The 17,295-nt window shown below is 32.4% G+C and carries 20 protein-coding genes and 1 riboswitch; of the genes, 1 reads left to right on the forward strand and 19 read right to left on the reverse strand.

The genetic code is table 11. The features are described 5' to 3' along the window. Nucleotides 1-31 precede the first annotated feature (31 nt). From BFS35_RS04400 to BFS35_RS04455, 12 genes are all read right to left on the reverse strand, one after another. Complete coding sequence (locus BFS35_RS04400) at nt 32-145, reverse strand: alcohol dehydrogenase (protein WP_099577472.1); 114 nt, start codon at nt 143-145, stop codon at nt 32-34. A gap of 10 nt (nt 146-155) precedes the next feature. Beyond that, entirely contained in the window at nt 156-1,064 is a 909-nt protein-coding gene (locus BFS35_RS04405; RefSeq protein ID WP_099577470.1) for a permease, read from the reverse strand. Continuing rightward, on the reverse strand, nt 1,061-1,510 hold the full coding sequence (locus tag BFS35_RS04410; protein WP_099577468.1) for a MarR family winged helix-turn-helix transcriptional regulator: 450 nt from the start codon (nt 1,508-1,510) through the stop codon (nt 1,061-1,063). The genes BFS35_RS04405 and BFS35_RS04410 overlap by 4 nt, the downstream gene beginning before the upstream one ends. Nucleotides 1,511-1,648: 138 nt before the next feature. Continuing rightward, a complete protein-coding gene (locus BFS35_RS04415) occupies nt 1,649-2,176 on the reverse strand; it encodes a GNAT family N-acetyltransferase (protein ID WP_099577466.1) in 528 nt (175 codons plus the stop codon). Nucleotides 2,177-2,332: 156 nt separating this feature from the next. After that, the gene (locus BFS35_RS04420) at nt 2,333-2,806 is read right to left on the reverse strand and encodes a GNAT family N-acetyltransferase (protein ID WP_099577464.1); all 474 of its coding nucleotides are present in this window, start codon (nt 2,804-2,806) and stop codon (nt 2,333-2,335) included. Nucleotides 2,807-2,814: 8 nt separating this feature from the next. Continuing rightward, entirely contained in the window at nt 2,815-3,309 is a 495-nt protein-coding gene (locus BFS35_RS04425) for a GNAT family N-acetyltransferase (RefSeq protein WP_099577462.1), read from the reverse strand. Continuing rightward, on the reverse strand, nt 3,284-3,853 hold the full coding sequence (locus BFS35_RS04430) for a GNAT family N-acetyltransferase (protein WP_099577461.1): 570 nt from the start codon (nt 3,851-3,853) through the stop codon (nt 3,284-3,286). Before BFS35_RS04430 ends, BFS35_RS04425 begins: the two co-directional genes overlap by 26 nt. Beyond that, nucleotides 3,846-4,250 carry an NUDIX hydrolase gene (locus BFS35_RS04435; RefSeq protein ID WP_099577459.1) on the reverse strand — a complete coding sequence of 135 codons (405 nt, stop codon included), beginning with the start codon at nt 4,248-4,250 and terminating at the stop codon, nt 3,846-3,848. Before BFS35_RS04435 ends, BFS35_RS04430 begins: the two co-directional genes overlap by 8 nt. After that, the gene (locus tag BFS35_RS04440; RefSeq protein ID WP_205757142.1) at nt 4,247-4,885 is read right to left on the reverse strand and encodes a uridine kinase family protein; all 639 of its coding nucleotides are present in this window, start codon (nt 4,883-4,885) and stop codon (nt 4,247-4,249) included. The genes BFS35_RS04435 and BFS35_RS04440 overlap by 4 nt, the downstream gene beginning before the upstream one ends. Nucleotides 4,886-4,983: 98 nt before the next feature. Continuing rightward, complete coding sequence (locus BFS35_RS04445; RefSeq protein ID WP_099577455.1) at nt 4,984-5,406, reverse strand: GNAT family N-acetyltransferase; 423 nt, start codon at nt 5,404-5,406, stop codon at nt 4,984-4,986. A gap of 104 nt (nt 5,407-5,510) precedes the next feature. Then, nucleotides 5,511-6,539: a S66 family peptidase gene (locus BFS35_RS04450; protein WP_099577453.1), complete on the reverse strand. Its 1,029-nt coding sequence runs from the start codon at nt 6,537-6,539 to the stop codon at nt 5,511-5,513. Nucleotides 6,540-6,700: 161 nt separating this feature from the next. After that, nucleotides 6,701-7,435: a MerR family transcriptional regulator gene (locus tag BFS35_RS04455; RefSeq protein WP_099577452.1), complete on the reverse strand. Its 735-nt coding sequence runs from the start codon at nt 7,433-7,435 to the stop codon at nt 6,701-6,703. 145 nt (nt 7,436-7,580) lie between these two features. On the opposite strand from BFS35_RS04455, the gene BFS35_RS04460 reads away from it, so the two are divergent. Further along, on the forward strand, nt 7,581-8,792 hold the full coding sequence (locus BFS35_RS04460) for an esterase/lipase family protein (protein WP_099577450.1): 1,212 nt from the start codon (nt 7,581-7,583) through the stop codon (nt 8,790-8,792). 22 nt (nt 8,793-8,814) lie between these two features. Here the strand turns inward: BFS35_RS04460 and tenA are convergent, their stop codons facing one another. The 7 genes from tenA to BFS35_RS04500 form a co-directional block, all read right to left on the reverse strand. Beyond that, entirely contained in the window at nt 8,815-9,492 is a 678-nt protein-coding gene (gene tenA / locus BFS35_RS04465) for a thiaminase II (protein WP_099577448.1), read from the reverse strand. 41 nt (nt 9,493-9,533) lie between these two features. Next, nucleotides 9,534-9,630, reverse strand: a riboswitch (TPP riboswitch). A 38-nt stretch (nt 9,631-9,668) separates the two neighbouring features. Then, nucleotides 9,669-10,385, reverse strand: a complete 717-nt coding sequence (locus BFS35_RS04470) for an SDR family oxidoreductase (protein ID WP_099577446.1) — start codon at nt 10,383-10,385, stop codon at nt 9,669-9,671. A 75-nt stretch (nt 10,386-10,460) separates the two neighbouring features. Next, nucleotides 10,461-10,760 (reverse strand): hypothetical protein, encoded by a 300-nt coding sequence (locus BFS35_RS04475; RefSeq protein WP_099577445.1) that lies wholly within the window; start codon nt 10,758-10,760, stop codon nt 10,461-10,463. A gap of 415 nt (nt 10,761-11,175) precedes the next feature. Next, the gene (locus BFS35_RS04485) at nt 11,176-13,581 is read right to left on the reverse strand and encodes a glycogen/starch/alpha-glucan phosphorylase (RefSeq protein ID WP_099580843.1); all 2,406 of its coding nucleotides are present in this window, start codon (nt 13,579-13,581) and stop codon (nt 11,176-11,178) included. Between the two features lie 10 nt (nt 13,582-13,591). Continuing rightward, a complete protein-coding gene (locus BFS35_RS04490) occupies nt 13,592-14,992 on the reverse strand; it encodes a glycogen synthase (protein WP_170137294.1) in 1,401 nt (466 codons plus the stop codon). A 20-nt stretch (nt 14,993-15,012) separates the two neighbouring features. Then, complete coding sequence (gene glgD / locus BFS35_RS04495; RefSeq protein ID WP_099580838.1) at nt 15,013-16,116, reverse strand: glucose-1-phosphate adenylyltransferase subunit GlgD; 1,104 nt, start codon at nt 16,114-16,116, stop codon at nt 15,013-15,015. Further along, complete coding sequence (locus BFS35_RS04500; protein WP_099580836.1) at nt 16,116-17,264, reverse strand: glucose-1-phosphate adenylyltransferase; 1,149 nt, start codon at nt 17,262-17,264, stop codon at nt 16,116-16,118. Before BFS35_RS04500 ends, glgD begins: the two co-directional genes overlap by 1 nt. Nucleotides 17,265-17,295: the final 31 nt, after the last annotated feature.

Here is a 17,295-nt window from a genome sequence, read left to right on the forward strand (position 1 = left end):
CTTTTCTAAAAGATTTCCTTTAATTTTGAACCTATTTACTTTCTTTTTTCTTACCATTATTCTCTTCTTTTTTTGTATCTAAATTAATAACTTTAATGGTACAACAGTCTTTTTCTTTTTTCTTAAAAAGATCTCTTATTTTCATATTTTACCTCCTAATCAACATTTATCAATAAAAATAAATATCCTGATAAAGTAGCCATTAAAAATACTGAAATGACAAAAGCTAAAACTAATCTGTTCTGGAAAATACTCTTTAACATTATTACCTCCGGCAAACTCGCACCTGCGCCTCCTATGAGTAAAGCCATCATCGGAGATAAAGGAAAACCACTAGCAAGCAAAGCATTCGTTAATGGTAACATTGTTGATAATCTTATATATAAAGGAACACCGATAATCGCTGCCAACGGAACAATAATCCATTGATTATAATCCCCGATTGATGAAAGAAAGCTTGTTGGAACGGCTTCTTTAATAATAGCACCAATAAATGCTCCTAAAAGGATATATACAATAACTGATTTCATTAACTGTAATGTTTCTATTAATGAAACCTTAATATTCAATAATATATTTTTTCTTCTTTTATGATCTGTTTCTAAATTAACTCCTTCTAATACAACGTTTTTTACATATTTTTCAAAACCTAACTTATCAAGTATAAGTCCTATTATCATTGAAAATATAAAAGTCACACAACCATAAACTAAAGTAACTTTAAAGCCATAAATATAATACATTAAACCTAATATCCACGGATCCAATAGTGGAGATGAAAATAAATATGTCATCATAATTTGAAATGGAATATTACGGTTAATCATTGTAACAAGTAAAGGTATTGTAGAACATGAGCAAAAAGGTGTGATAAAACCTAATGATGCACCGGCAAAATTTCCTAATAACAAATTCTGTTTGTTCATCCATCTTTCCAATTTTTCAAACGGAATAAAAGGCTCTAGAAAACTAACAAATAATGAAATAAGAAAGAAAAGAACCAACAAATTTTTACTAAGTGAGATAAACTCTGTAAATATTTTTATTAATATGGACTCATTCATTTACATTTACCAGAAGTGCAATGATTGACTTTTTCAAGTGCATTATCTAATTTTTTTAAATAATACATCAAATCTTCAATTTCACTTTCATCAAATTGATTTATAACTTCTTCTGTATATCTATTCATATCTTTTGTAATATCATTCACACTTTTTTGACCTTTATCAGTCAATTGAATTGAAATCGCTCTTCTATCTTTTCTCTCAGTATTTCTAGATACGTAACCTTTTTCAACTAAAGCCTGTACTGCACGACTTAAACTTGCTTTTTCTGTTGCTAATTGTTTTGATAATTCATTTAATGATAAACCATTTTTCTCCCCGAGTTCGATAAGAATATGACTTTGGAGAATAGGTAATCCACAACAACTTGCACCTTCTTTTTCAGATACTACTAGTGAACGACTTAATGATCTTGTTAATCGTCTAATTTCTTTTATTTGCATTATAATTACCCCCTGGAAAAATTATAATATATATAGTTGATATTATCAACTATATATATTATCAACTGTTATTTAAAAATTTATTTTTAAAACTAGTCTTATTAATCTAATACAAAAATAAAAACACGTCGTATGCATTTATTCACATACGACGCTTTTTACATTTAATTTCATATAAATATCATCAACGTAATGCTCACCAAATTTATATTCGTTAACAAACCTTCCCTCTTCAGTAAAACCACAAGATTTATATAATTTAATCGCTTTTATATTTGTTGAAAGTACACCTAAACAAAGATTCTCTACAGAATCATTATTTATTGCCCATGATATAATTTCTCTCAATAATTGCTTACCTATACCTTTCCCTCTTGAATGAGAGGCTAACCCCATTGTTATGCTTCTATTATGTTGGGTTCTCATTCGATTCGAACGATATGCAACAATGTAACCAATTACTTCATTATTCATAGTTGCAACCAAAAATTGTGACTGTGGATCGCATATCTTAGTCAGTAAATTTTCTTTATATTTATTTTTATCTTCAGCATGCCATTCTTTTAAAGTTGAAATAAAATATAATTCTGATTTATATATTTCATCATCAATTTTATATATAGAATCAAAATCGTTAATTTCTGCTGTTCTAATTGTTATGGGCATAATATTTCACCTTTTTATTGGTATGATTAAATATTTATATCGGAATTTAATCGAATCAGATTATTATTGTTAACATTAATTATAATGAGTTCAATAACTATTAAGCAATTATGTCCAACATAGTTCTCATTTTATTGAAGTGACACCTTTTCTTACTCACAATTTCAAATAATATTGATAATATAATTCATCTTTACTACCTGTTATTAATTCACTTTTTTCAAAGCCCAGACTTTCAAATAACTTTTGTGAATTTATATTATAGTCAAAAACTTTACTTACTTTTATTTCTTTATAGTCATTATACTTTGCAATTTTTAAGAGTAATTTCATCGCTCGTTTAGCTATCCCTTTACCAACATATTTATCTTCACCAATAATTATGGGTACAGTAGTTAGTGAAAGTGTTATATCTCCAACGGGTTTCCAATGTTTATCCATTATTTCGATGATAAACACAGTACCTTTAGTATTTAAATCATTGTACATTCTTCTAATTGTCAACTCGTTATAACCTGAGACGTTTATACCTTCTGAACCAAGTAATACTCTCCGATTGTTATACCATTTTTCAGCATATTTTATATCTTTATCAATATTTAATAATCTTAATCTTATCTGTGGAACCATAGATTCACCTACAATAATTTACTCATATAATATTCATTATAAAATTTCTCATTAATTTTGAGTGATCTTCTTTTTGTACCTTCGATTTCAAATCCACTTTTCTGATACAATTTAACACCTGCTTCATTCTCGGTTACAACTGTTAATTCTAATCTCGTTATACCGACAGTTTTAGCCCACTGTTCAACCGCTTCAAATAACAAAGTCCCAACACCTTGTCCTCTGACATCTTGATGTACGCCTATTACTAAATACGCTGAATGTTTATTTCGTAATGAAGTATTGCCTATCGCGATGAGATAACCACATAATCCATCATTATCAGCAACTAATAATGTGCTATTAGATTGATTATTAAAATGCTCAATCATTTTCGTTTGTTTCTCCACACTATTATTACGCTCTCCCGGCTCCATCAACATAAAGTCAGATGTCGATTCTACATGTGATATTAAATTCATTAATCGTTCAGCGTCATTAATTGTCGCATGTCTTATGATCATTTTGAACCTCCCACTCACTTCTCAGCATGCCCATTTTAATCGCATCATAATATTTTCCATCAACTATTCTTGCATCACGAATTCTTGCCTCTTCCATCATTCCAACTTTTTCAGCCAATTTCATCATACGAACATTCCCAGACCATGTTGATATCCCGATACGGTGTAAATCACTATTATTAAATATATAATCAACCCATTGCTGGAATGCAGAAGTACCATAACCTCCACTCCAATATTCAGGATTGAAAATAACAATACCTATCTCCATCCAATTTGTTTCTTCACTCACCCAGTTTGCATGAAGAGTCCCAAGAAATTGTCCTTCGTGGATGATATACATTGATTTCGGAATACATTGATAGACATATTCTATATTCAGTGGCTTGTTCACATATTCCTCTTTTGTTAGCTCCGTTGTAGGTCTCGCATAATATGGTCCATTCCATTTGGAAGATTCTTGTACTTCATCTTCAAATAGCCAAAAATATAAATCAGCAATAAATTCTTTATTTGGTAAAATGATAGATACTTTATTAAACATATTGACCTCCCGGTTTTATATAACTTTTTATGAATATTTCATCTTCTGGATACATCCAATCTATATCATCGTATTCAGATATTGTTATCCATTTTATTTCTTCAATTTCGTCATCAGGATCATTATTTAACATTTCTCCAGAATGCACTTCTCCTAAGAAGTAATCTACGGTAACTTTATATTCTTTCACTAATTTACTTAGCGTTTTAATATGGTTTAATATTGTAATGGTATAACCTGTCTCTTCAAATACTTCTCTTATTGCAGCTTCCTCGGAAGTCTCTTCTTTTTCAATACCACCTGTTGGTATAGACCATTTCTGTTCACTCTTTGACTTAACGATTAGTAATTTATTATTATTAATTACAATAACACTCGCACCATTCCATGTTTTCATATTGATTTCTCCATAATAAATGCGTTGTTAGAAGTATCGATTACATAATCAAATTCAGCTTCTAGAGGCATCATGAAATGTTCATATTGTCTTCTACGTAATGCTTGCGTTGATTTAATATATTCAGGATTTCCACCTCTAATATTGACATCTCTATCTAGCCTTCTCAGTATTTCAGTTTCATCATCACATTTAAATACAATCGAAATATCGAATAACGCTTTATCTAAGAAAAATAGACTCAATCCTTCAAAGATATTAATTTTACGATTACCATTTAGTTTGACACTAGGTGCCCAAGGTTCATCAATTGTTATGATGTCCATACCATTCTTTAATGCCAATATATCTCTTTTTAAACTATTAAGTTCATGCGCTAATGGCATACATCCCGTAATTTTTTCTTTATACTTTTGTCCATTAAACACATATTCAGCATATGCTAATTTTCTAATGCCGCTATCAATAATATATGGATCTGTCTCTAATAAATTGTATGTTTCATCTTCCAGTTTACCTATTAATCGATTAGTGAATGTAGATTTGCCAGATGCACCATGTCCACTAATTCTAATATTGATTGATTTAGTCGATTGATTAATTAGTTTCATTATTTCTTTTATAAATTCATCCATTGTCATCACCTCTGTATATAAGTACTAGGTAGCGAATTATTTAGATTTTTATTATCTCGATTGTTCGTTTGATAACAAAAAATTTATATCAAAAAAATTTATTCAGTATATTCTGCTTCCAATTGTGGTTTATGATATACTGCCATTGCTGTTGTTAGTTTTTTAAATCCCAACTTATTATAGAACGCTTCATTTCCTGTTGTTGATATCAAATGGATACACGATAATGATTCAAATTGATCTAATAATTGCTGCACGAGATTTCTAGCAATACCTCGTCCTTGATAATTCGGATGGACAACAACATCATAAATTGCTGCATTAAATACGCCATCAGATAATGCCCTCGCAAATCCAATTACTGTTTCATTGTCTTTGGCAATCATATAATGTGAGCTATTATTATATATTTGTTCAACTTTATTTAAATCATGTCCCATCCATCCAACACTATGATATACCGCTACTAATTGTTGATACTCATCTTGTTTGATTTGAGATGTATATTGTATGCTACTCATAATCATCACCCACTTAACATATTATATTAATGATATATTATTATCAGATTTTTCAAAAGAATGAATCAATAATATTAGTTAAAAAAATAACCAGCCAGCGCTGGTTATTCTATTGCATTTTCTAATATTGTAAACGTCTTATTGTTAGTATCGAGTTCAGCCTGAACGCCATAAGGTAATATCCCTTTTGGTTCATTATGGCCAAAGCTTGCATTATAAAATACCGGTAAATCTTCTCTGCCGATTTCTTTAAGTACTTTTTGAAAGACTGTTTTAATTTCTTCATAATAGACACCATCTTGTGGTCTACCAATTATCATCCCATTGATTATATCAAAGATTCCCATCACTGCATACGTTCTAATATATTGCTCTAACACTTCAGGATGTGTGTGTCTTTCTGATGTTTCAAGGAACAGAATCGCATCTTTAAATGCTGATAATTCTGGAAAGTATTTCGTGCCTTGCATATGATTTAACGATTCAACACAGCCACCTATTAAGTGTCCTTGAACTTTACCTACGCCATTAATCACTTCGTACCCTGTATTGAGTAAATTTTCTCGCTCAAAATCTTTAGCAATCTCATCCCATAACAATCCAAATTTACGCACAGTTTCTGAAGTATATATACGCCCAACTGGATTATCAGTAAAAAGTAAATTTAATATTTGACTGATTGTATATTCATCCATCTTTACATTTTCAGCAAAGTCAGTTAACAGTGCAGGACCATAATATGTTGTTATTCCGTGCTGATAGAAATAAAGATGTTGTACTGTCGTATCTGAATATCCCATAAAAATCTTTGGATTCTGTTTAAACGCTTCTACATCTATATAAGACATAATACGCACTGATTCGGTACCGCCTATTGTACAAATAATTGCTTTAACTTCTGGATCTAAAACTGCCTGATTAAAATCTTCTGCTCTTTTTTCAGGATATGCATATAAATATTCCGAACCTTTTAATGCATTCGGCATTACTTTATATTTTAACCCGAATACAGATTCAAGTCTTTCTAAGCCCTGCTTCGTTCTCCATATGAAATCATCATCGCCTGCCATGCCACTAGATAAAGATACAATGGCGATTGTATCACCTTTTTTTATTTTTACTGGTTTTATCATCATGTCACCTATTTTTCATATTTGTTAATAACATTTTATATTAAATTCTGAATTTTTAAAAGTCTTTGAAAAAATTTATTACTAAGGACTTTATTTTTAACGTATAATAATTATTTTGCATAGTTAAATTTATGCAAAATAAAAACAGCTGATGCGCTGTTTTAAGAATTTATCGTAGCATAATATTTCATTGCTTCACTCATATATTCCCCAAGTCCTTCGCCATACTGATTGATGTTGTTGGTAAATCGTTCATCAATTATATACATATCACCTAATCCATAAAAGGCATCTAATGAATAAGTTCCAAAATTTTTATTTAGAAAGTGATAAAATTTTTCAGTATGCTGTAAGACTGTTTGGTCTTCAATAGGTTTATCTTTTAATTGATTAAATGTCACGAATATATCTATCCATTCCTGTGAAAGCTGATCTTTACCATTATCTGAAAGCTGGTTAATTTTCTTTTGTGATATATCTACTGCTTTATCCCCATACTTCTTACGAGCTTCTTGTTCATACTGGTTATCGTTAAAATTAATCCCTTTAAATTTTTCTTCTGGTGTCATCTTACTACCCTCTTTCTTACTTTTTATTGTTTGGTCGATTAGTGTAATCATTGAATGAATCTGTTGTTGTTGCGCTTCCAATCTTGTTCGTTGATCTGTAAGGACATCTATCATATTTGCATTGTTGTTTAATAGCGCTTTGATTTCATTTAGTGATAGATTCATTTTGCGATAGAGCATTATGTGTTGAAGTCTGTCTAAATCTAAATCATTATATTCACGATATCCGTTATCCTTTTTATTTGGACATAGTAAGGCGATTTCATCATAATAATGCAAAGTTCTTATGCTTACACCTGTTAATTCAGATACTTTTTTAATATTCATATCCGACCTCCTTACAATGTTACTTTAAACTATAACGTTACGTCATGGTCAATATATAATTTTAGATTCTGATATAAATATTTTGAAATGATATAATATATTAAACAATTTTTTAAGATCTTATTTTGTTGAAGGAGTTTTGATAATGCGTAAACGTCTTACAACATTACTTACAGAACGTGCACCGATTATACCTGAGAAAGTAGCAGACAATGATTTAAAAATTAACAAAGAGCCGATTATTTTAGTCCATGGTTTTGCGGGATTTGCAAGGGACAATACACCGCATGGGTTAATGCCTTATTGGGGTGGTTTAAAAGTTAATATAACTTCTACATTAAATATTGAAGGCTATAATATTTATGAAGCAAGCATAGGTGCTATGACCTCAAGTTATGACCGTGCTGTTGAATTATATTATTATATAAAAGGTGGACGTGTAGACTATGGTGCTTTTCATAGTAAGAAATTTGGGCATCATCGTTTCGGTAAGACATATGAGGGCATTTTTCCAGATTGGCAGCCAGGTAAAAAAGTGCATTTCATAGGTCATAGTATGGGCGGACAGACAATTCGTATATTAGAGCATATGTTACGTTTTGGTCGTCCTGAAGAAGTAGCCTATGCAAACGCCCACCATTTAAAAGTTGCTCCTCTATTTATAGGTGGACAAGATGATATGATCAATACAATTACGACAATTGGCACACCTCATAATGGAACTTATATTGCAGATCGATTAGGTAATAAGAATTTGATTAAATCATTTTTTTATCGTCTCGTTGAGAACGAAGGTTTAGCAAGCTTTAAAGTAGACTGGGGCTTTGGTCAATGGGGGTTACGTCAACAAAAAGATGAAAGTTACTTTGCATACATTAAACGTGTTAGAGCGAATAAGCTTTGGCAGACTACTGACAACGGCTTTTATGACTTAACATTAAAAGGTTCAGAGGAAATCAATAACAAGCTTTCAATTAATCCCAACATTCGATATAAAAGTTATGCGACTGTTGCTACACATAAAAGTTTCTTCACGAAATATCAAATTGCAAATGTCGGGATGTTTGCCCCTTTCTATCTTACAGGTATGATCAGTACAATATCAGGTACACCAGAATGGTGGGAAAATGATGGACTTGTCCCAGCAATTTCTGCTGAAGGTCCATTCACCGAACCTAAATCTTACAACAAAAAGGTGATGATAGATCGTGGTATATGGCATGTTGTTCCTAGAATGTATGGCTGGGATCATATGGATCAGATTGGCGGTAATATGACAAATTTACTCCATACACCAGGAGAATTAATTGATTTCTATCGCACACTTGTTAAAGAACTCGTTTTATTTGAAAAATAAAAACCTAGGAAAATGCCTAGGTTTATTTTTGTGGGATTGGCCATGTTTCAAGATTTTCACACATATCCCAGAACATATATTCATAATAACTTGTCTTAACGATCATTTCTTCTAATTCTGCTAATTCCGCTTCAGGCTTACCTTCAGTCAACGCATCCATTAATCTGATTGCTTCATTCGTTAATTCAGTAAATTCTTCACCAGAATAGGTTGCTATCCAGTCGTGATAAAGATTACTTTCATCGCGTGCACCAGGCATTTGTGCTAATGATTTACCGATATAATTGTAGCTCCATGCGCATGCTAGTAGACATGCAACGACATGCTCAGCACCTCCACGTTGTGCATGATTCAGCATATAACTCGTATAAGCAGTGTTTGTGGCAGCTGAATCAGTAGCTTCAAGTTCATCAGAAGATATGCCAAAAGATGCTGCATATTTACGATGTAAATCCATCTCCATAAATAAAGTGCCATGCAACAAATGTGCGAATGTACTCATCGTAGATAAATCTCTAGATTTAGCACTTCCAATCGCCATTAATTTAGCATATTCAATTAAATATACATAATCTTGTTTCAACCAATGCTGAAATTTTTCTTTTGAAAGTGTACCATCCGCTAATCCTTTCACAAAAGGATGATCAAGATAAGAACTCCAAATAGGTTCAACACGTTGCCAAATACGTTCCGTAAACATTCTATTCCTCCTCGCTAAAAAGATACCTATACACGTAAGGTATAGGTATCTTCCCACTTCCCTACGCTGGCATTAACCAACAGGTTCAAAGGGTCGGATGAATCCTCTCAGCACTGAAGTGCACCCCTAGTGTATAAGTATTATATTTACATTCATTATAACAATGATTAGCTTAATTACAAAATACCGTTAGGTTCTTCAGGCAGAATTTGTCCACCATCAACGACTATACTTTGACCCGTAATATATTTAGTTTCTTTTGATGCAAAGAACACTGCAGCATATCCGATATCTATCGGTTCACCGAGTTCATGCGTCGGTACAATCGCTTTAGTTCCTTTTAAGTAATCTTCACCTTGTGCTTTCAAGCCTGCTGTTAATATATTACCGGGCTGAATTGCATTGATAGTAATACCATACTTTGCATATTCTAAAGCAGCACTTCTCATAAAACCTAACTGACCCGCTTTTGATGCACCATAATGTGCCCATCCTCGATAACCCGTAATTGGACCAGTCACAGAAGATGTAAGAATGACACGACCATAACCCTTTTCTTTCATCGCTATTAATGCTTGTTGCGTTATATTAAACATCCCTTTTAAGTTAATATTAAGTGTTTTGTCCCAATCTTCCTCAGTCATGTCTTCAATCATCACCTGTGGAAAAATCCCTGTATTTGAACATAATATATCAAACTTTCCTTGCTCATCAATTATTTCTTTGATGATTGCTTTACAAGTCAGCTGATCAGTTACATCTAATTTAATAAATTGACCTTGTACATCCTCAGATGCTTTCTGACCATTCTCCTCATCAATGTCAGCGATAATTACGAATGCCCCAGCCTGATATAATGCTTCAACAATACCACGACTTCTTAAATATAACATGTATTATAAAATAATACATGTTATAAAGGTGAGATGCTTTTAGAATGTTAAACACAAGATAAAACCGTCAGGTAATTATCCAACGGTTGCTTTATATGCTTCTACAAATGCTTTTGCTTCCTTTCGATTCACTTGATCAAACAGCCACGATTCACCGTTGTTTTCCATAATCGCGATACGGAATGGAACTGTTGAGATGCCGCTTTTGATACTCTTAATTTCATCTAATAAAAAAGTATCCTTTACTTCAGTTCCTGCCAAGGGACCCTGTGCTTCAAAAGTTATGACGTCATCATATAAATTTAATTTACCTGGTACTAAAGTTGATCGATATAAAGACATCGATGCATTGACACTCATGATATGTTTAGTCATTTTATCCACTCCTTCCATTTATTTATATTATATATTATCAGAGAATAGATTTATAGTGAAAGTAATAGCGATATTGTTTATTTTTAGATAGTAATTCCGCTAATACTTACTACCTTTAGTGGTATCTCACTTTTCATATCATCGATTCCGCTATTACTATGTACTTTTAGCGGTATCTTAGTCTTAATACCATCGATTCCGCTATTACTCTATACCTTTAGCGGTATCTCACTCTTCATACCATCGATTCCGCTATTACTCTGTACCTTTAGCGGTATCTCACTCTTCATACCATCGATTCCGCTATTACTATGTACTTTTAGCGGTATCTTAGTCTTAATACCATCGATTCCGCTATATCTCTGCCAGCAAATAAAAAAGACCAACCCTTCACTCGGGATTGGTCAAACTCTTACTATACTAATTTCCAGATATCAGTTGCATATTGCTGGATTGTTCTATCACTTGAGAATTGTCCTGATTTCAGGATATTCATCAAGCTCATTTGATTCCATTTCTTCTTATCCTGATATGTTGCCATCGCAGTTAAGTGAATATCAACATAAGAATTAAAATCTTTTAATAAGAAATATGGATCATTATTTGTAAGCACATGATAATATAGATCATTAAATGCAAAGTCACGGCCGAACTGTTCGTTTTTAAGTGCATCCATCGCACCTTTAACACGTCCATCTGTTTGATAGATAGCTTCCGCCTGATAACCACCATTGTTCTGGTAGTTAATCACTTCTTCTGAACTTAGTCCAAAGATAAAGATATTTTCCTTACCTACTAATTCAGCGATTTCAACATTCGCACCATCCATTGTACCAAGTGTCACGGCACCGTTCATCATCATCTTCATATTACCAGTTCCAGATGCTTCCATAGATGCTGTAGATATTTGTTCAGAGATTTCAGCAGCTGGCATAATATCTTCTGCAAGTGTTACATTATAGTTCTCTAAAAATACTACTTTAATTCTGTTATCTACATCAGCATCATTATTCACTACTTGTGCTACAGAATGAATTAACTTAATAATTTCTTTTGCAATATGATAACTTGGTGCAGACTTCGCGCCAAAGATAAATGTTCTTGGCTGTATTTTTATTGATGGTTTACGTTTAATTTCATTGTATAGATAGATAATGTGTAATACATTCAGCAATTGACGTTTATATTCGTGTAGGCGTTTAACCTGTACATCAAATACCGAATTTTCATCAACTTCGATACCGGTCTTTTGATAGATCACTTCTTTTAATACACGCTTATTCTCTAACTTTACATCAGCTAATTTTTTTAAGAATGATTCATCGTTATAATAACGCATTAACTGTGTTAATTCTTGTGGTGATTTATGCCATGCATCACCTATTGCATCATTGATTAAATGCGTTAAGCCTGGGTTTGCTGTCATTAACCAACGACGGTGCGTAATACCATTTGTTTTATTATTGAATTTTTCAGGTTGGATTCTGTAGAAATCATTAAATGTATGATCTTTAATAATTTCAGAATGAAGTGCTGCAACACCATTTACTGAGAACGAGCCCACGATAGCTAGCTTACTCATATGCACAACATCATTACTAATCACTGCTAAATCAGCTATTTTGTCGCGCATTTCTGGATGTTTCTCGTATACTTCACGACAGAATCTTTCATTAATTTCATTAATAATCATAAAGATTCTTGGATTTACCTTTTGAACTTGACTTACTGGCCATTTTTCTAATGCTTCCTGCATGATTGTATGGTTCGTATAAGCAAATGTCTTAGTAACAATCGACCAGGCTTCATCCCATCCTAAGCCTTCTTCGTCCATTAGAATACGCATGAGTTCAGGGATACCGAATGTAGGATGTGTATCATTAATTTGAATACAATGGTATTCATGGAACTGCGTCACTGGTAATTCATATTTTTCTTTAAACTGTTTAATTAATGTCTGAATCGTTGATGATACTAAGAAATATTGTTGTTTTAGACGCAGGAAACGTCCTTCTTCAGTCGAATCATCCGGATATAAGAACCCTGAGATACGTTCAACATTCTGCATATGTTCTAATCTATTTTTATAATTGCCATAATCGATAACGTCTGATGGTAATTCAGCGCTCCACAATCTTAACTGGTTCACAACGTCATTGTCATATCCCACTACACCCACGTCATATGGTACAGCTAATACTGTTTCCTGATTGTGATACGTGAATTTAAAATTACCATGCTCATCGACTTCACTTGATACTTCACCGCCGAAGTTAACATGCATCGCTTCATCTATTTTACGTGTTTCCCAAGGATATACTTCTTGTAACCAGTTATCTGGTAATTCAATTTGCGTACCATTGACGATGCGTTGCTCAAATAATCCATAACGATAACGAATACCAAAACCATTACCTAAATAACCAAGACTCGCGATAGAATCTAAGAAACAGGCTGCAAGTCGTCCTAATCCACCATTACCAAGTCCAGCATCATTTTCTTCACTATAAACTTTTTTAGGATCACGTCCTAATTCAGTTAATACTTCGTTACAAACATCTAATAAACCTGCATTTAATAAGTTACTTTCAATTAAACGACCAATTAAAAATTCCATAGATAAATAGTTGATTTGACGTTTTTTTCTTTCTATATTAGTTTTTTTCGTTTCAACACTCGCTTGGTTGATTTCATCTTTTAAAATTGAACAAATCGCATAGAATAAATCTGTATCTGTCGTATCTTCTAATGTTGTATTTCTTTTGTTCGTTAATTTCATCTCCAGGCGTTCACGGAATTCTGTTTTTGAATAAGTTTTCATTGAAGTCTCCTTAATAGATCTCTAGATATTTTTGAGCTGATGCATCCCAGCTATGATTTACTTTGGTAATATTCTTAATTAATGATTTGTACTCTTCTTTATTTCTATAAATTGCTAATGAAGCATATAAGCGGTCAAGTAATTCATGTGCATTATAATTAGCGAAACTTAAACCAGTACCCTCATGTGTCACATAATTAAATGGCATAACAGTATCTTTTAATCCACCTGTTTCTCTAACGATTGGTATTGATTTATACTGAAGTGCTATCAACTGACTTAACCCACATGGTTCGAATAATGATGGCATAATAAAGAAATCACTTGCAGCATAAATTTCTCTTGAAAATGCTTCATTAAATCCAAGATGTAAACTCACTTTATCAGGATACTTATCGCTTAAATAATGGAAATATTGTTCATATCGATAATCACCATTACCTAAAATAACAATTTGAACATCTTGCTGAACAAATTCTTCTAATATACGCATAACAAGATCGAGTCCCTTTTGTTCAACCATTCTTGTAATAATCGCGTACATAGGGATATCTTTATTGACAGGTAAATTAATTTTCTCTTGTAAAATGGTCTTATTTTCTTGCTTTTTAGGGATTGAACTTTTGAAATTAACCGGTATTGACGGATCTTTCATTGAGTGATAATCATCAACATCAATGCCATTCACAATACCTATTAAATCATGGTGACGCATATTCAGCAAATCTTCTAAACCTTCTCCGTAATAAGGTGTCTTTATTTCTTCAGCATAGCTTGGAGAAACTGTTGTAATCTTATCTGCATGGAAGATACCAGCTTTAAGTAAATTTAACATGCCGTTCCATTCAAAGCCTGCAAAATGTGTTCTATCTAAGTTAAACACATCTTCAAAAGCATCGTACATCAGTAAACCTTGATATTTAATATTATGGATGGTAAAGACAGTCTTAATACCTTCTACCGGTCGTTTAATATTACAAATTGCTACAGCTGCACCTGCTTGCCAGTCATGTCCGTGTAATATATCAGGTTTATAATCACTGCGATAGATAAATTCTATTACTGCATTTGAAAAGAATACAAATCTTTCACAGTCATCTTCATATCCATACATACCATCACGACCGAAATACTGTAAATTATCAACAAAGTAATACTTAATGCCTTCTAATTCTAAAGATAATATACGTGTATATTGAAAACGCCAGCCAACAGGTGTCTGGTAAACCATTTCTTCTTCAAGCATATCTCGGTATTCTTTTTTCAGGCTTGCATACATCGGTAAAATGACACGAACTTCACATTGATTCGTTTGATTTAAATATTTTGGAAGACTACCGATTACATCGGCAAGTCCTCCAGATTTAAAGAATGGTGTACATTCTGAGGCCACAAACAATACTTTTTTCATTATTATCTTCCAACTTTCTGTTAAATTGTTTGTCTTTTGGCAACTACAAATGGTTTATCTGTCGATCCAATTAACTTTTGATGTTCATTAACCGTAACATCCTTATCAAGTATTACATTTTCAATGTAAGCATCTTTATGAATACAGCAATTTGTCATAATAATTGAATTTTTAATCACTGCACCTTTTTCAACTTCTACACCACGATATAAGATACTATTTTCAACATGGCCTTCAATCACACATCCGTTAGCAACGGTTGAATTTTTAACGATACAGCCATCTTTATACTTTGTAGGTGGTTGATTAGAAATCTTAGTTTTGATACGGTTTTCCTTCATAAATATTTTCTTATATTTATCAGGATCTAAAATATCAAGATTACACTTGTAAAATGCTTTTAAAGAATTGATATACATCGTTGTCTCTTCGATATCGAAATACTTAATATTTAATTCGTGCATACGTTCCTGAATACCTTGGACAAAGAAATTATCTTTATAATTTTGAATACAGAAATCCATAATTTCAAATAATTTTTCTTTTTTAACAATATAAGTACCTGTAAATATATGATGATTCTCCTGATCATGATTTAAAAATGTTACACGATCGCCATCTATATTGACACGTAGCAATGGCTGATGCATCTCTTCTAAATGTTCTTTTTGTTCTGTAATCAGTGTAATATCCGCATCACTTTCGATATGATGTTTAAATGCTTCTTTATAATCGGTATTGGCAATAAATTGTGACCCTGAAATAATAACATCTGTTGCTTTTGATCTTGTAAAGAAATCACGGTTGTTATGGAAATGACGCAAGTCACCACGAGAAATATCTGTCGGATCATGCCAATCAGGAGGTAAAACGAATAAACGAGATTGTCTATCATCTAATCCAAAGTTATCACCATTTTCCAGATGGTCCATTAATGAACGATATTTCTGATTAACAAATAGAGCAACTTCATTTGCACCGCTATTTACCATATTCGATAAACTAAAATCCACAAGACGATAACGTCCTGCAAATGGAACACTTGCACCATTTCTAAAATAAGTTAATTCTTCTAAAAAGTCATGTTCATTTTCGATATTGATTAATCCCATTAATGATCTCATTATTTAGTACCCCCTGTGAACTCGCTTAAATTATCTGGTCCAACTACAATTGGTTCTTCACTAGTATTGCCATCTATTACAGTGCCATCAGGAATATTTATTTTATCCATGATAATCGCCTTATCAATTTTACAGTTTTCACCGATTACTGTTTTAGGGTGAATAATAGAGTCTTTAATGAAAGTACCATTACCAACCGTTACTTCACTAAATAAAACGGAGTGTTCAACGTGACCAAAGATAAATGACCCAGGACAAATTAAAGAATCAGTTATATTAGCCTCACTACCGATAAATTGAGGTGGTAAATTAGCCTCATGAGAAAATGTCGGCCATGTCTTACTATTTAATAATTCAGATAAATCTTCATTTAATAAATCCATATTTGCTTCCCAATATGACTGTATAGTCCCTACATCTTTCCAGTATCCATCAAAACGATAAGCATATAACAATTTATTATCCTCTAACATTTTTGGGATGATATCATTCCCGAAATCATGTTCAGATTGTGTATCTTTTTCGTCTTCAACTAAATATTCACGTAATACTTTCCAATTAAAGATATAAATACCCATAGAAGCTAGATTATTTTTAGGAACTGCTGGTTTCTCATCAAACTCATAAATTTTAAGATCATCTTCCGTGTTTAAAATACCGAATCGACTTGCTTCTTCAAAAGGTACTTCGATTACAGAAATCGTTGCGTCTGCATTCTTTTCCTTATGATGGTTGAGCATTGCCTGATAGTCCATTTGATAAATATGGTCACCTGATAAAATCAATAAATATTCAGGGTCATATTGATCGATAAAATGAATATTTTTTGTAATTGCATCAGCTGTTCCTTCAAACCATGAAGCACCAGTCTGATTAGCAAACGGTGCAAGAACTGTAACGCCACCATCAAGTTTATCCAGCGACCAAGGTTTACCCATGCCAATATGGCGATTTAACATCAAAGGTGCATATTGAACGAGCACACCTACTGTATTAATATTTGAGTTCGTTAAATTACTTAAGGTAAAATCGATGATTCTATATTTCCCCCCAAATGGTACTGCTGGTTTTGCCACATTTTTTGTTAATTGACCTAACCTTGTACCTTTACCACCTGCTAATAACATACCAACAATTTCTTTAGCCATTTTGAAATCCCCTATTCTAAAATTATTTATA

The organism is Macrococcoides goetzii (assembly GCF_002742385.2).
Taxonomy (GTDB): domain Bacteria; phylum Bacillota; class Bacilli; order Staphylococcales; family Staphylococcaceae; genus Macrococcoides; species Macrococcoides goetzii.

Bases quoted from the DNA above. Each gene is read 5' to 3' on its own strand.
- BFS35_RS04490 (WP_170137294.1), bottom strand. From the start codon at position 14,992: ATGAAAAAAGTATTGTTTGTGGCCTCAGAATGTACACCATTCTTTAAA.
- BFS35_RS04470 (WP_099577446.1), bottom strand. From the start codon at position 10,385: ATGTTATATTTAAGAAGTCGTGGTATTGTTGAAGCATTATATCAGGCT.
- BFS35_RS04400 (WP_099577472.1), bottom strand. From the start codon at position 145: ATGAAAATAAGAGATCTTTTTAAGAAAAAAGAAAAAGACTGTTGTACC.
- BFS35_RS04450 (WP_099577453.1), bottom strand. From the start codon at position 6,539: ATGATAAAACCAGTAAAAATAAAAAAAGGTGATACAATCGCCATTGTA.
- BFS35_RS04405 (WP_099577470.1), bottom strand. From the start codon at position 1,064: ATGAATGAGTCCATATTAATAAAAATATTTACAGAGTTTATCTCACTT.
- tenA (WP_099577448.1), bottom strand. From the start codon at position 9,492: ATGTTTACGGAACGTATTTGGCAACGTGTTGAACCTATTTGGAGTTCT.
- BFS35_RS04440 (WP_205757142.1), bottom strand. From the start codon at position 4,885: ATGGATGAATTTATAAAAGAAATAATGAAACTAATTAATCAATCGACT.
- BFS35_RS04455 (WP_099577452.1), bottom strand. From the start codon at position 7,435: ATGAATATTAAAAAAGTATCTGAATTAACAGGTGTAAGCATAAGAACT.
- BFS35_RS04460 (WP_099577450.1), top strand. From the start codon at position 7,581: ATGCGTAAACGTCTTACAACATTACTTACAGAACGTGCACCGATTATA.
- BFS35_RS04475 (WP_099577445.1), bottom strand. From the start codon at position 10,760: ATGACTAAACATATCATGAGTGTCAATGCATCGATGTCTTTATATCGA.
- BFS35_RS04430 (WP_099577461.1), bottom strand. From the start codon at position 3,853: ATGTTTAATAAAGTATCTATCATTTTACCAAATAAAGAATTTATTGCT.
- BFS35_RS04445 (WP_099577455.1), bottom strand. From the start codon at position 5,406: ATGAGTAGCATACAATATACATCTCAAATCAAACAAGATGAGTATCAA.
- glgD (WP_099580838.1), bottom strand. From the start codon at position 16,116: ATGAGATCATTAATGGGATTAATCAATATCGAAAATGAACATGACTTT.
- BFS35_RS04425 (WP_099577462.1), bottom strand. From the start codon at position 3,309: ATGATCATAAGACATGCGACAATTAATGACGCTGAACGATTAATGAAT.
- BFS35_RS04485 (WP_099580843.1), bottom strand. From the start codon at position 13,581: ATGAAAACTTATTCAAAAACAGAATTCCGTGAACGCCTGGAGATGAAA.
- BFS35_RS04415 (WP_099577466.1), bottom strand. From the start codon at position 2,176: ATGCCCATAACAATTAGAACAGCAGAAATTAACGATTTTGATTCTATA.
- BFS35_RS04420 (WP_099577464.1), bottom strand. From the start codon at position 2,806: ATGGTTCCACAGATAAGATTAAGATTATTAAATATTGATAAAGATATA.
- BFS35_RS04410 (WP_099577468.1), bottom strand. From the start codon at position 1,510: ATGCAAATAAAAGAAATTAGACGATTAACAAGATCATTAAGTCGTTCA.
- BFS35_RS04500 (WP_099580836.1), bottom strand. From the start codon at position 17,264: ATGGCTAAAGAAATTGTTGGTATGTTATTAGCAGGTGGTAAAGGTACA.
- BFS35_RS04435 (WP_099577459.1), bottom strand. From the start codon at position 4,250: ATGAAAACATGGAATGGTGCGAGTGTTATTGTAATTAATAATAATAAA.